This window comes from Pantoea alhagi, from assembly GCF_002101395.1.
In the GTDB taxonomy this organism is placed as follows: domain Bacteria; phylum Pseudomonadota; class Gammaproteobacteria; order Enterobacterales; family Enterobacteriaceae; genus Mixta; species Mixta alhagi.
In genome coordinates, this window is the sequence record NZ_CP019706.1 from 2,363,954 (window position 1) to 2,377,074 (window position 13,121).

Consider the following 13,121-nt stretch of genomic DNA (forward strand, 5'->3'; position numbering starts at 1 on the left):
TAAAAGTGTCTTCATATTAAAAGAGCAAGAGGGCTTTGCAACCTGTTTCCGGAAACGGACGCACAAATCGCTTGATAACCCTGTAACTTGCGAGCGTGCTATGCGGCACTCTACGCAGGAGAGGAATTTGCCTGTAACAGGCCGGAAAAAAAGCGCTACACTAGCCAGCATATTTAAGCTAACCGATGACGGAACACATGGATATTAACGATAAATCCCGTATTCACTGGGCGTGCCGCCGTGGCATGCTGGAATTGGACATCGCCATCATGCCCTTCTTTAAATATGAGTATGATTCGTTGAGCGATGACGATAAGGCGCTGTTTATCCGTCTGTTGAAGAGCGACGATCCGGATCTGTTTAACTGGCTGATGAACCACGGCGAACCGGCGGACGCCGAGCTAAAACGCATGGTGCAACTGATCCAGACGCGTAACCAGCAGCGTGGCCCGGAACGTGGTGCGGTGGCAATCTGAATTGACGCCGTCGGCATTAGCCCGGCGCGTTACCCTGGCGCTTTATTTGACGATCGCCGCCGGACTGCTGCTGTTGCCCTGGCCAATGCGGCTGATCCCCCTTATTGTCAGCCTGCTGCTGTTATTAATCATTGAGCTACGGCATCGCCTGCATGTACAGCAGCGCTGGCGCGGAGTATTAACCACGGATGAAAACCGCTGCTGGTGCTGGCAGCAACAGAGTGGTTGGGTAACGCGTCCGCCTTTTGTGCTGCCGTTTGGTGTTATCCTCTCACTGCGTACGCAACAGGGGAAACGTTTTTCACTGTGGCTGATGCGAGATAGCATGAGCGAAGCGAGCTGGCGAGCGCTGCGGCGTCTGGCAAAAGGTTATTTTTGACCGATGAATCCCGGGCAATATGCACCCGGGATAGCCTGAGCAGTAGAGCAGATCAGAGTAATGCTGCGGTTTCCGTCAGGATCTGTTCACACCACTGCGCGATGCGTTCATCGCTTTCTTCAAACTGATTCACATCATCCAGCGCCAGGCCAACAAACTGTTTGCCGTCGGCGGTAAGGGGTTTCGGGCTGGTAAATTCATAACCTTCGATTGGCCAGTAGCCGACAAACTGCACGCCCATCGGTGCCAGCAGCTCATGCAGCATGCCCAGCGCGTCAAGAAACCATTCGCCATAGCCCAACTGATCGCCCATGCCATACAGCGCTACCACCTTACCGCGCAGGTTAAGGGCCGCAATCTCCTGCCATTTTGCCTCCCAGTCTTCCTGCAGCTCCCCAAAATCCCAGGTTGGAATGCCAAGGATCAGCATATCGTACTGCTCCATTAGCGCCGGAGAATCATCCTTCAGGTTATGCAGCGTCACCAGCTCCTCGCCGATAAAATCACGAATTTTCTCGGCGGCCATTTCGGTATAACAGGTGCTGGAACCGTAAAAAAGGCCAATCTTCATACGGAACATCTACTCATAAATAGCTCAATGGGCGCAATTGTATCAGAAGGCCGCCGCTTTCAGGCATAATGCGGAGAAATTCACACGTTTGCGCAAAGAGGCAAAAGTGCAGGATAACGATCTTATTGAACAGTTTCTGGATGCGCTGTGGATCGAACGCAATCTGGCGCAAAACACCCTGGCTTCGTATCGTCAGGATCTGCAATCGTTAATCGGTTGGCTGAAACACCATGAGCGAACGCTGCTTCAGGCAGAGGCGGCAGATCTACAGGCTTTTCTTGCCGATCGCGTGGAGGGCGGTTATAAAGCCACCAGCTCAGCGCGCCTGCTAAGCGCTATGCGTCGTCTGTTTCAATATTTGTATCGCGAAAAGCTACGGGCAGATGACCCCAGCGCGTTACTTTCTTCGCCGAAACTGCCGCAGCGTCTGCCGAAAGATCTTTCGGAAGCGCAGGTCGAACGTTTACTACAGGCACCCAGCGTTGAGCAGCCGATTGAGCTGCGTGATAAGGCGATGCTGGAACTGCTGTATGCCACCGGGTTACGTGTTTCCGAACTGGTAGGTTTAACGGTCAGCGACGTCAGCCTGCGTCAGGGCGTGGTTCGCGTAATTGGCAAGGGTAATAAAGAGCGGCTGGTGCCGCTGGGGGAAGAGGCGATACACTGGCTGGAGCAATATCTGGAATATGGTCGCCCCTGGCTGCTGAATGGGCAGGTCATCGATGTGCTGTTTCCCAGCAATCGTGCGCAGCAGATGACGCGTCAAACGTTCTGGCACCGAATTAAGCATTACGCCACGGTGGCAGGCATCGACAGCGAAAAACTTTCGCCACATGTGCTGCGGCACGCGTTCGCCACGCATCTGCTGAACCACGGCGCGGATTTACGTGTCGTACAGATGTTGCTGGGACACAGCGACCTCTCCACCACACAGATTTATACGCATGTCGCCACTGAGCGTCTGCGTCAGTTACATCAACAGCATCATCCGCGCGCCTGAGGCCGTGGAATAATAAGGGAACAGGATGAAAAAAACATTTGCTATCGTCGCCTTGCTGGCTGCCGCTGTTACCGGTGTCGCGCAGGCCGACGACGCTACGATTCAGCAATCACTACGCAAACTGGGACTGCAACAGACTGAAATCCAACCTTCTCCGCTGCCGGGCATGAAGACCGTGCTCTCGGAAAGCGGCGTGCTGTATGTCACCGAAGATGGAAAGCATTTTATTCAGGGTCCGCTGTATGACGTCAGCGGCGCGCATCCGGTGAATGTTACCAATCAGCTGCTGCAGAAAAAGGTTGATGCGTTAAGTAAAGAGATGATCGTTTACAAAGCGCCAAAAGAGCAGCATGTGATAACTGTTTTCACTGATATTACCTGCGGCTACTGCCGTAAGCTGCATCAGGAAATGGCGGATTACAACGCGCTGGGCATCACCGTACGCTATCTGGCTTTCCCGCGTGAAGGGATGAATGGTCAGGTGGCGAAAGAGATGAAATCTATCTGGTGCGCGGCCGATCGCAATAAGGCCTTTGATGCAGCGATGAAAGGCGACGAAGTTTCCCCCATCGACTGCAAAATCAATCTCGATCAGCATTATCAGCTGGGCATTCTCTACGGTATTCAGGGCACGCCAGCCATCCTGCTGGAAAATGGCATGATGATCCCAGGCTATCAGGGGCCGAAAGAGATGAAACAGCTTCTTGATAAACAAAAAAGCGGTAGCTAATTAGCAGTGAATAAACCCACGCAACTCCGCCGTCGTGAGGCGGCAAACAATGCGGCGCTGCCAGCGGATCTTCACCCGCTGCTGCGCCGTCTCTATGCCCAGCGAGGCGTAATCGATGAGCGCGCCCTGGAGCGCGGCGCAAAGTTTCTGCATCCGTGGCAGGGCCTAAGCGGTATGGATCGGGCGGTTGCCTTGCTGCATCAGGCGCTGCGCGATGAGAAACAGATTATGATCGTCGGCGATTTTGATGCCGACGGCGCGACCAGCACCGCGCTTACCGTACTGGCGCTACGCAGCATGGGCGGCCGGAATGTGCAATATCTGGTGCCTAACCGCTTTGATGATGGCTATGGCCTGAGTCCGGAAGTGGTAGAGCAGGCGGCAGCGCGCGGCGCGGAGTTAATTCTGACGGTCGATAACGGTATTTCCTCACATGCGGGCGTGACCTGCGCGCATCAGAAAGGGATCCCGGTGCTGGTCACCGATCACCATCTGCCGGGCGAGACGCTGCCTGCGGCAGAAGCGATCGTTAATCCTAACCTGACCGACAGTACTTTTCCTTCAAAGGCACTGGCCGGAGTTGGCGTCGCGTTTTATTTGATGCTGGCGCTGCGGGCGCATTTGCGCGAGCAGGGCTGGTTCGACAATGGGCTGAGCGTTCCTAACCTGGCGGAGCTGCTGGATTTGGTGGCGTTAGGCACGGTGGCAGACGTGGTGCCGCTGGATGCCAATAACCGCATTCTGGTCTGGCAGGGCATGAGCCGCATCCGTGCAGGCAAGTGTCGTCCGGGGATCCGCGCGCTGCTGGAAATCGCCAATCGCGATGCGCGCCAGCTGGCCGCCAGCGATCTAGGCTTTGCGCTGGGGCCGCGTTTGAATGCGGCGGGTCGTCTGGATGATATGTCGGTCGGCGTGGCGCTGTTGCTGACGGAAGATTTAGCGCAGGCGCGCATGCTGGCCAGCGAACTGGACGCCTTAAACCAAACGCGTAAAGAGATCGAGCAGGGGATGCAGGCTGAAGCGTTGACGCTCTGTAATCAGCTGGAGCGTAGTAGCGAGACGTTGCCTTTAGGGCTGGCATTTTATCATCCTGAATGGCATCAGGGCGTGGTTGGCATTCTGGCTTCGCGCCTGAAAGAGCGCTTTCATCGTCCGGTAATCGCCTTTGCGCCAGCGGGCGACGGCACTCTGAAAGGCTCTGGTCGTTCAATCGCCGGGTTGCATTTGCGTGATGCGCTGGAGCGGCTGGATACGCTGCATCCCGGTTTGATTCTGAAGTTCGGCGGCCATGCGATGGCTGCCGGGTTGTCGCTGGAAGAGGCGAAGTTCGGGCAGTTCAGCGCGCTGTTTAGCGAGCTGGTGGGCGACTGGCTGGATGCAGAAGCCTTACAGGGCATGATCTGGTCCGACGGCGAGTTGATGGCACAGGAGCTGACCTTACCCACCGCAGAGATGCTGCGCGATGCCGGTCCCTGGGGACAGGCGTTTCCGGAGCCGGTATTCGATGGCAAATTCAAGCTATTACAGCAGCGGCTGGTAGGCGAACGTCATCTGAAGGTAATGATTGAGCCGTTAGGCGGTGGCCCGTTACTGGACGGTATCGCGTTTAACGTGGATACGCGCCTGTGGCCTGACGCCAGCGTGCGGCACGTAGAGCTGGCCTATAAGCTGGATGTGAACGAGTATCGCGGCAACCGCAGCGTACAACTGCTAATCGAGCATATCTGGCCGCTGTAAGCATAAGCTGGCAGGAGGGATCTATCTCTTCTGCCAGCGCTTGTCTCTCACTCAAATTTATTATTCGCTCATTTATTACCATCATATAATTTAAAAAAAACCAAGCGGCGGAGTATCCAGGGATGGATTGACGACGTCTTTACGGAACGGCCCGGCTGCTGCTGACGCCCTGAAACCCTGAAACCCAACATCAGCCCCGTTCGCCGCGACATTGCCGTACAAAACTACAATCTCACTGCCTTTTCGGTTAAACTCCCCTGTTATATCTCATGTCACTTCTTAAAAGATCCTAAAGCCATGTTTGAAATCAATCCGGTGAAAAATCGTATCCAGGACCTCACTGAGCGCAGCGACGTTCTTAGGGGGTATCTTTGACTACGATGCCAAGAAAGAACGCCTCGAAGAAGTAAACGCTGAACTCGAACAACCCAACGTCTGGAACGAACCTGAGCGCGCCCAGGCTCTGGGTAAAGAACGCTCCGCGCTGGAAGCCATCGTCGACACCCTTGACCAGATGACCCAGGGCCTGGAAGATGTGGCTGGCCTGCTGGAACTGGCGGTTGAAGCGGAGGATGAAGAAACTTTCAACGAAGCTGTCGCCGAACTGGACATCCTGGAGAAAAAACTGGGCGAGCTGGAATTCCGCCGCATGTTCTCCGGAGAATATGACAGCGCCGACTGCTACATCGATCTCCAGGCGGGATCCGGCGGTACGGAGGCTCAGGACTGGGCCAGCATGCTACTGCGTATGTACCTGCGCTGGGCGGAAGATAAAGGCTTCAAAACCGAAGTCATCGAAGTCTCCGATGGCGAAGTCGCGGGCATCAAATCGGCCACTATCCGTATCGCCGGTGAATACGCCTTTGGCTGGTTACGTACAGAAACTGGCGTCCATCGCCTGGTGCGTAAAAGCCCGTTCGACTCCGGCGGCCGTCGTCATACCTCCTTCAGCTCCGCCTTCGTCTACCCGGAAGTGGATGACGATATCGATATCGAAATCAACCCGGCGGACCTGCGTATCGACGTCTATCGCGCATCCGGCGCGGGCGGCCAGCACGTTAACCGTACGGAATCAGCGGTGCGTATCACCCATATTCCAACCGGCACCGTAACCCAATGCCAGAACGATCGCTCTCAGCATAAAAACAAAGACCAGGCCATGAAGCAGATGAAAGCCAAGCTTTATGAACTGGAAATGCAAAAGAAAAATGCCGAGAAACAGGCGCTGGAAGACAACAAATCTGATATCGGCTGGGGCAGCCAAATTCGCTCCTACGTGCTGGATGATTCACGTATCAAAGATCTGCGCACCGGCGTAGAAACCCGTAACACCCAGGCTGTGCTGGATGGCGATCTGGATCGTTTCATTGAAGCAAGTTTGAAAGCAGGACTCTAAATATGTCTGAACAACAATCACAAGGCGCTGATGATGCGCTGGAACTTAACAACGAACTGAAAGCGCGCCGTGAAAAACTCAGCGCGCTGCGTGAACAGGGCGTGGCGTTCCCGAACGACTTCCGCCGCGACAGCGTCTCTGATCAGCTGCACGCCCAGTACGATGATAAAGAAAACGAAGAGCTGGAAGCGCTGAATATTGAAGTCAGCGTGGCGGGTCGTATGATGACGCGCCGCATCATGGGTAAAGCGTCATTTGTTACGCTGCAGGACGTTGGCGGACGTATTCAGCTTTACGTCGCGCGTGATGACCTGGCGGAAGGCCTCTATAACGAACAGTTTAAAAAGTGGGACCTGGGCGACATCCTTGGCGCGCGCGGCAAACTGTTTAAAACCAAAACCGGCGAGCTTTCTATCCACTGCACCGAACTGCGCCTGTTGACCAAGGCGCTGCGCCCACTGCCGGATAAATTCCACGGCCTGGCCGATCAGGAAACCCGCTATCGTCAGCGCTACCTGGATCTGATCGCTAACGAAGAGTCGCGTAAAACCTTCCGTATTCGTTCGCAGATCATGGCCGGCATCCGCCAGTTCATGGTTGGCCGTGACTTTATGGAAGTGGAAACGCCGATGATGCAGGTGATCCCTGGCGGTGCTTCTGCACGTCCGTTCATCACGCATCACAACGCGCTTGATATCGACATGTACCTGCGTATCGCGCCGGAACTCTACCTGAAACGCCTGGTTGTAGGCGGTTTTGATCGGGTGTTTGAAATCAACCGTAACTTCCGTAATGAAGGTATCTCGCCGCGCCATAACCCTGAGTTCACCATGATGGAACTCTATATGGCCTATGCAGATTACAAAGATCTGATCGAGCTGACCGAAAGCCTGTTCCGCACGCTGGCGCAGGATGTACTGGGCACCACTGAAGTGCCATACGGCGACCAGATGTTTGATTTTGGCAAGCCGTTTGCCAAACTGACGATGAAAGAAGCGATTCAGAAATATCGTCCGGAAACCAGCCTCGCCGATCTGGAAGACTTTGATAAAGCGGTGGCGATTGCGCGCTCGCTGGGTATCAAAGTGGAAAAAAGCTGGGGCCTGGGCCGCGTCGTTACCGAGATCTTTGAAGAGACGGCGGAAAGTCATCTGATCCAGCCGACCTTTATCACTGAATATCCGGCAGAAGTCTCTCCGCTGGCCCGTCGTAACGACACCAACCCGGAAATCACCGATCGTTTTGAATTCTTTATCGGCGGACGTGAAATCGGCAACGGCTTCTCCGAGCTGAACGATGCTGAAGATCAGGCTGATCGTTTCCGTCAGCAGGTAGAAGCGAAAGATGCCGGTGATGATGAAGCCATGTTCTTCGATGAAGATTACGTTACCGCACTGGAGCACGGCCTGCCGCCGACCGCTGGTCTCGGCATTGGTATCGACCGTTTGGTAATGCTGTTCACCAACAGCCACACCATTCGTGACGTTATCCTGTTCCCGGCGCTGCGTCCGTCTGCGAAGTAATTCAGCGACGTTTTGTCAGAAAGGGACGCTCAGGCGTCCCTTTTTATTTTGGTTCCCGCCCCTCGGTTTCTGCTGCTCTCTGTTGAGATCCTCTTTTTCCTTTGCCATGCTCAAAAGATTCTTTCTGTGGGGAGTTGAGAACATGCAGCTAAAAGCGCGTCCCGGCTTTATTCGTCACTGGCAAGAACTGGAAGCGCCAGATGAAGCGCATTACAGCGGCAGTAGTGAGCACATGGGCATCGGCGCGCCGCTGGGGCGGGCGCTGGGATTAACACGCATCGGTATCCATCACGAGCGCCTGTTGCCCGGGCGTCGCCTCTCTTATCCACATGCTGAAAGCGCAGAAGAGGAGTTCGTCTATGTGCTGGAAGGGCAGCCTGATGTCTGGATCAATGGCGAACTCTACCCCTTACAGCCGGGCGATGCGGTGGCTTTTCCTGCGGGTACGGGGATTTGTCATACCTTTATCAATAACGGGACGGCGGAAGTCAGATTACTGGTGGTGGGTGAAGCAAACAAAGAGGAAAATCGCATCCATTACCCGCTGAACCCTGATTATGAGGCGACCCGAAACGATCGGTGGCGCGATCCGCCGTTGCAACCCCTGGGCGCGCATAACGGGCTGCCAGATAAGCCGCGAGAGTAGGATGCCGGGCTGGCAACCGGTGCTTACGATTTTATCTCTGCCGTTAGCCAGTCCGAAAACTGTGAATAAGGCACATAAAGCGCGGTATTCTTATACAGCGTTTTACCGTTTGTCTTGTCGTTAATCTTTGCGCTGTAGCCGACTATTACCCCAGCCAGCGTATCGTCAGAAGCGTTATAAACCGCGCCGCCAGACATTCCCTGTACCACGCCTGCGTCTGCCGCGACCACCACACAGCCCGGTTTATTCCAGCTGTTTTTCAGGCTGCTATTCGCCAGGTTTTTACCGGATGAAGAGACCGGCATCGCAGTATAAAAACTGTAGCCGTAGAGATTTATCCGGTCGCCCATAAAGCCGTTACGAAAGCGTGGTGGCAGATTTTTCTCGTCATTCTTATGGTAAACAATCGCCAGATCGCACTCAGGATGCCAGGCCTTAACCTTGTATAAAGAAAACTTCGCGACGTGGGCGGCGGTCAGGCTATAGTCCGCAGTCAAAGGAATAGTGGTGCCCAGCGTGCCCAGGCCCAGCACCGTGGGAATGCCGGTTACGGTCATATCAACGCGCTTTTGGGCCTCTTTACTGTATTCATAATGACCGACAGAACAACCAGTCAAACTTAAAACCAGCAGGGCAAAGCTCTTACGCATAACCACTCCACGATATAATTATTAAGCGCCGTTAATACCTTGTCAGGATATCGGCAGCCGCTGCGCTTTCTTTAGTGCCTAATATATCTGCTAAAAATCACAATAACGTTACATTTTGCCGCATTGAACGATGGTGAAGAGCAACTTTATCAAAATACTGCCGTTAATGGTTAAGGACGCTTAAAGGAATCCTCTTAAAGGCGATGTGCGCTGCGTAACTCTCCAGTGCCGGATTATTGCTCGTAGCGCAATAAACCCTTGCCGGTTTCGGGGTGTTTGTCACATTAACGCTGTGCTTTAATAGCCGCGTGACGCAATAAATAGATGCAGCATCACAACGCGTCATCCAATCCGCTGCCTGACAGCGGCCTGCCTGGAGTCTGCAATCATCGTTTCTGGAGAATGTTATGCCTGTTTCATTACTGGCGCTGGCGCTGAGTGCGTTTGCAATCGGCACCACTGAGTTCGTTATTATGGGGTTACTGCCGGAGGTGGCGGGCGATCTGCGCGTGTCGATCCCTTCCGCCGGCTGGCTGATCAGCGGCTATGCGCTGGGCGTCGCGATCGGCGCGCCGGTAATGGCGCTGCTGACCGCACGGTTACCGCGCAAGCGCACGCTGATCCTGCTGATGTCGATTTTTATTATCGGCAACATCCTGTGCGCCCTGGCTTATAGCTATAACCTGTTGATGCTGGCGCGTATTGTTACCGCGCTGTGTCATGGTGCCTTCTTTGGTATTGGTGCGGTGGTGGCTGCCAGCCTGGTTGCGCCTAATCGTCAGGCTTCAGCGGTTGCGCTTATGTTCACCGGCCTGACGCTGGCTAACGTACTGGGCGTGCCGCTCGGTACCTGGTTTGGTCAGCTGTTTGGCTGGCGCGCCACCTTCTGGGGCGTAGCGGTGATTGGCGTGCTGGCCTTTGTTGCACTGATCGTGAGTCTGCCGACCAATAAAGATGAGAAGCCGGTACATCTCGGCAGTGAAATCAGTGCGCTGGCGAACGGCAAGCTCTGGCTGTCGCTGCTGATGACGGTCTGCTTTGCGGCAGCCATGTTTGCTCTGTTTAGCTATATTGCTCCGCTGCTGTTGCAGGTTACCGGCATCAGCAATCGCGGCGTGAGCTGGACGCTGTTCCTGATCGGCGCGGGTCTGACGGTAGGCAATATCATTGGCGGTAAGCTGGCGGACTGGAAAGTCTCTTTCAGCCTGATCCTGAGCTTTGCGCTGATTGCGCTCTTCTCGCTGGCCTTTAGCTGGACCAGTCACGGACTGTGGCTGGCGGAAATCACTCTGTTTCTGTGGGCGATGGCAACATTTGCTACTGTTCCGGGGCTGCAGATTAACGTGGTGCGCCACGGTAAGGAGGCGCCAAACCTGGTTTCTACCCTCAACATTTCTGCGTTTAACGTGGGCAATGCGCTGGGAGCCTGGGTTGGCGGTGCGGTTATTGAAGGCGGCTACGGCCTGACTGCGGTGCCGGTGGCAGCCGCCGTGCTGGCTGCAATCGGCCTGATTGTCTGCCTGATTACCTTCCGTTGCGCCAACGGTAAAGCGCAGCCGGTAAACGCGTAATTCAACCGAGCGTTAATGCGCTGGCGGCCTCGTGTCGTCAGCGCTGCCCGCCTGGCTACTTTCCTCCATATTGTATCCCTTTCATTGCCTTATCCACGCTGTTTCCAGATGTTCTTATAAAAACCTGAATCATCAATCTGCTCGCCGGGAATTGTTTGGTCATCCATCGTATAACTCTTTCTGTTACCCGAACGTGTTATGCCTAATTGCGCGCTAAAGTGTGCGCTTATACCACATTGGCTTATTAACGCTTCATGTTACCTTATCTGTTTTATACAAGAGTGTTAATCTATGAAGATACACAAAATCATCACACCAAACTTTTATAAGAAGTTTAAATGTGCAGGATCGGATTGCTTAAATGATTGTTGTCACGGATGGAGTATTTACATAGATAAAAAAACACATGATAAATATATTAACTCTCCCCATCAGGAAATAAAAAACACGGCTAAAGAAAGCCTGAGGCTCACCAGGAAAGGTAAAAATAAATACTCCGTTATTCGCTTTAATGAAAACGGGAAATGCCCATTTTTTACAGCAGATAAGCTGTGTAAAATTCATCAAAAAATGGGCGGCGAAGCGCTCTCCAAAACCTGTGCAGGCTATCCCAGAACAGAGAGTACCTGGGGCGATCAGCTGCGCCGCAACATGTCCATGTCCTGCTCAGAGGTCGCACGGCTGGTGCTGTTTGAACAGGAGAGCATGCTACAGCATGAAGAGATCAATTTGATTGCATCCTCCGCTAAAAAAAATCTCAGCCACAATCACCGGTTAGGGCAGAAAAACCAGCTTATACACCTGTTTGCCTGGAATCTGGTGAGTGCGCAAAGCAACGGTATTGAAGCCAACCTGTTAGCGCTGGCGCAGTTTATTATTTATCTGCAGCGTATAAACTTTGATCTCTCTAACCGACTGCCTGAAGCGGAAGCCTTCTGTAACGAGCTAATTTTGGCGCTTAACAGCAGTCAGTTGACAGAGCATAGCGTCGCAAGCGAGCAGGCTGCTCTGTTGAAACTACGCGCCATCATGGCGATCTTTAAAGATGATATAAATGCAACGGTGCGTAATTTATCACTACGCGATAATTATATTTTAATTGCTGAGTATCTCGACAAAACAGACTCGTCTGATATTGCCGCAATACAGACGAAATTTGCCCGGGTTAATCAGCAATGGCAGCAGCTATGTACCACCTCCTGCCTGAAAGAACCCTGGGTTATGCGTAATTATTTCCGCTACCAGATCTATACCAGCTACTTTCCAGGTAACGATCTTTCCCTTATTATGAGGCAGTTTTACCGCATGGTGATGGACTATTTTTTCCTGAAGTTTTCGCTTTCCGTGAAGTCGCTGCATCAGGAAATTAACCAGCAGGATGTAGTAGAGCTGTTCGCCGATTATTATCAATACGCCATAACACCTTGATGGCGGATAAACTCAATAAAGCCATTGATGAAATCAATGGTGGCGATGATCTATCCTGCCTGCTGCTGTTAGGTTAATTGCGCTGACCGGTTAATCAAGCAGCGCTTCGAGCTTCACCTGAAACTGCACGGCCTCATGCTGCAGATGCTGGCTAAAGGCGCTAACCAGCGCCGACGCCGGACGATGCAGCGGGCGGATCAGGCTCACCGTAAAGGGCACTTCCACGCTAAAACGCCTGATGGCAATGCCGCTGGCTGCATAATCAAGCGCCGTCAGCGGATTCACCACCGAAATGCCGATACCTGCCCGTACCATCGCACATACCGACGCCGCGCTGTGTGTTTCCATAACCATCCTGCGGTGTACGTTCTGTTCATGAAACAGCGCATCCAACAGCTGACGATAACTATCGCTGCGCGACAGGCTGATATAGCTTTCCCCGGCAAAATCCTGTGGCGTAAGCTGCTTGCGCGATGTTAAAGGGTGCCCGGCAGGCAAAACGCAAACCTCATTCAGCGTTAACAGCTCGATGCGCTCCGTACCGGCGGGCGTAATATGAGTTTCGGTCAGGCCGAGATCGTGGCGCTGGGCTGACAGCCACTCTTCCAGCAGCGGGGACTCCTGCGGAATGATATTCAGGCTGAGGTCGGGATAGCGCTGTAAAAAAGGCTGGCAGAGCGGCGGCAGCAAAGATTGAGAGAAAACCGGCAGACAGGCTATGGAGAGTTCGCCCTGGCGAAACTGACGCAACCCTTCCGCTGCGCTGATAATGCGATCGAGACCGTACCAGGATCGTTGCACCTCTTCAAACAGACGCAGGCCCTGCACGGTAGGCTGCAAACGACCACGCACGCGTTCAAACAGGCTCAGCCCGGTCAATTTTTCAAAGCGAGCCAGCTCGCGGCTAACGGTTGGCTGAGAGGTATGCAGCAGTTCGGCGGCGGCGGTAAGATTGCCGCTGGTCATCACCGCGTGAAAAATCTCTATATGCCGATGGGTGATGTTAGCCATGAT

The 13,121-nt window shown here is 53.7% G+C and carries 13 protein-coding genes; 10 read left to right on the plus strand and 3 right to left on the minus strand.

Features of this window, described 5'->3' with window-relative positions; all coding sequences use genetic code 11:
• Window positions 1-197 precede the first annotated feature (197 nt).
• Window positions 198-476: an FAD assembly factor SdhE gene (sdhE, locus tag B1H58_RS11035; RefSeq protein ID WP_085070265.1), complete on the plus strand. Its 279-nt coding sequence runs from the start codon at window positions 198-200 to the stop codon at window positions 474-476.
• Window positions 460-855: a protein YgfX gene (locus tag B1H58_RS11040; protein ID WP_167373287.1), complete on the plus strand. Its 396-nt coding sequence runs from the start codon at window positions 460-462 to the stop codon at window positions 853-855. Before sdhE ends, B1H58_RS11040 begins: the two co-directional genes overlap by 17 nt.
• Before the next feature lie 52 nt (window positions 856-907).
• Here the strand turns inward: B1H58_RS11040 and fldB are convergent, their stop codons facing one another.
• A complete protein-coding gene (gene fldB / locus B1H58_RS11045; RefSeq protein ID WP_085072289.1) occupies window positions 908-1,426 on the minus strand; it encodes a flavodoxin FldB in 519 nt (172 codons plus the stop codon).
• Window positions 1,427-1,532: 106 nt separating this feature from the next.
• On the opposite strand from fldB, the gene xerD reads away from it, so the two are divergent.
• The 6 genes from xerD (at window position 1,533) to B1H58_RS11075 (ending at window position 8,458) form a co-directional block, all read left to right on the plus strand.
• Window positions 1,533-2,426, plus strand: a complete 894-nt coding sequence (gene xerD / locus B1H58_RS11050; protein WP_085072288.1) for a site-specific tyrosine recombinase XerD — start codon at window positions 1,533-1,535, stop codon at window positions 2,424-2,426.
• A 25-nt stretch (window positions 2,427-2,451) separates the two neighbouring features.
• Window positions 2,452-3,156 (plus strand): bifunctional protein-disulfide isomerase/oxidoreductase DsbC, encoded by a 705-nt coding sequence (gene dsbC / locus B1H58_RS11055; protein ID WP_085070269.1) that lies wholly within the window; start codon window positions 2,452-2,454, stop codon window positions 3,154-3,156.
• A gap of 6 nt (window positions 3,157-3,162) precedes the next feature.
• The gene (recJ, locus tag B1H58_RS11060) at window positions 3,163-4,893 is read left to right on the plus strand and encodes a single-stranded-DNA-specific exonuclease RecJ (RefSeq protein WP_085070271.1); all 1,731 of its coding nucleotides are present in this window, start codon (window positions 3,163-3,165) and stop codon (window positions 4,891-4,893) included.
• A gap of 297 nt (window positions 4,894-5,190) precedes the next feature.
• A protein-coding gene (gene prfB / locus B1H58_RS11065; RefSeq protein ID WP_157130167.1) for a peptide chain release factor 2 occupies window positions 5,191-6,289 on the plus strand; the annotation gives its coding sequence in 2 pieces (ribosomal slippage) (window positions 5,191-5,265 and window positions 5,267-6,289; 1,098 coding nt in all).
• Between the two features lie 2 nt (window positions 6,290-6,291).
• Window positions 6,292-7,812, plus strand: a complete 1,521-nt coding sequence (gene lysS, locus B1H58_RS11070) for a lysine--tRNA ligase (RefSeq protein WP_085070273.1) — start codon at window positions 6,292-6,294, stop codon at window positions 7,810-7,812.
• 142 nt (window positions 7,813-7,954) lie between these two features.
• Window positions 7,955-8,458 carry a cupin domain-containing protein gene (locus tag B1H58_RS11075; protein WP_085070275.1) on the plus strand — a complete coding sequence of 168 codons (504 nt, stop codon included), beginning with the start codon at window positions 7,955-7,957 and terminating at the stop codon, window positions 8,456-8,458.
• A 23-nt stretch (window positions 8,459-8,481) separates the two neighbouring features.
• On the opposite strand, the gene B1H58_RS11080 is transcribed toward B1H58_RS11075, so the two are convergent.
• Window positions 8,482-9,108: a hypothetical protein gene (locus B1H58_RS11080; protein ID WP_085070277.1), complete on the minus strand. Its 627-nt coding sequence runs from the start codon at window positions 9,106-9,108 to the stop codon at window positions 8,482-8,484.
• A gap of 407 nt (window positions 9,109-9,515) precedes the next feature.
• Between B1H58_RS11080 and B1H58_RS11085 the strand changes: the two genes are divergently transcribed.
• Window positions 9,516-10,679 (plus strand): MFS transporter, encoded by a 1,164-nt coding sequence (locus B1H58_RS11085; RefSeq protein ID WP_085070279.1) that lies wholly within the window; start codon window positions 9,516-9,518, stop codon window positions 10,677-10,679.
• 291 nt (window positions 10,680-10,970) lie between these two features.
• Window positions 10,971-12,107 carry a flagellin lysine-N-methylase gene (gene fliB / locus B1H58_RS11095; protein WP_208615316.1) on the plus strand — a complete coding sequence of 379 codons (1,137 nt, stop codon included), beginning with the start codon at window positions 10,971-10,973 and terminating at the stop codon, window positions 12,105-12,107.
• A gap of 90 nt (window positions 12,108-12,197) precedes the next feature.
• Here the strand turns inward: fliB and B1H58_RS11100 are convergent, their stop codons facing one another.
• Complete coding sequence (locus B1H58_RS11100; protein ID WP_085070285.1) at window positions 12,198-13,118, minus strand: LysR family transcriptional regulator; 921 nt, start codon at window positions 13,116-13,118, stop codon at window positions 12,198-12,200.
• Window positions 13,119-13,121 lie beyond the last annotated feature (3 nt).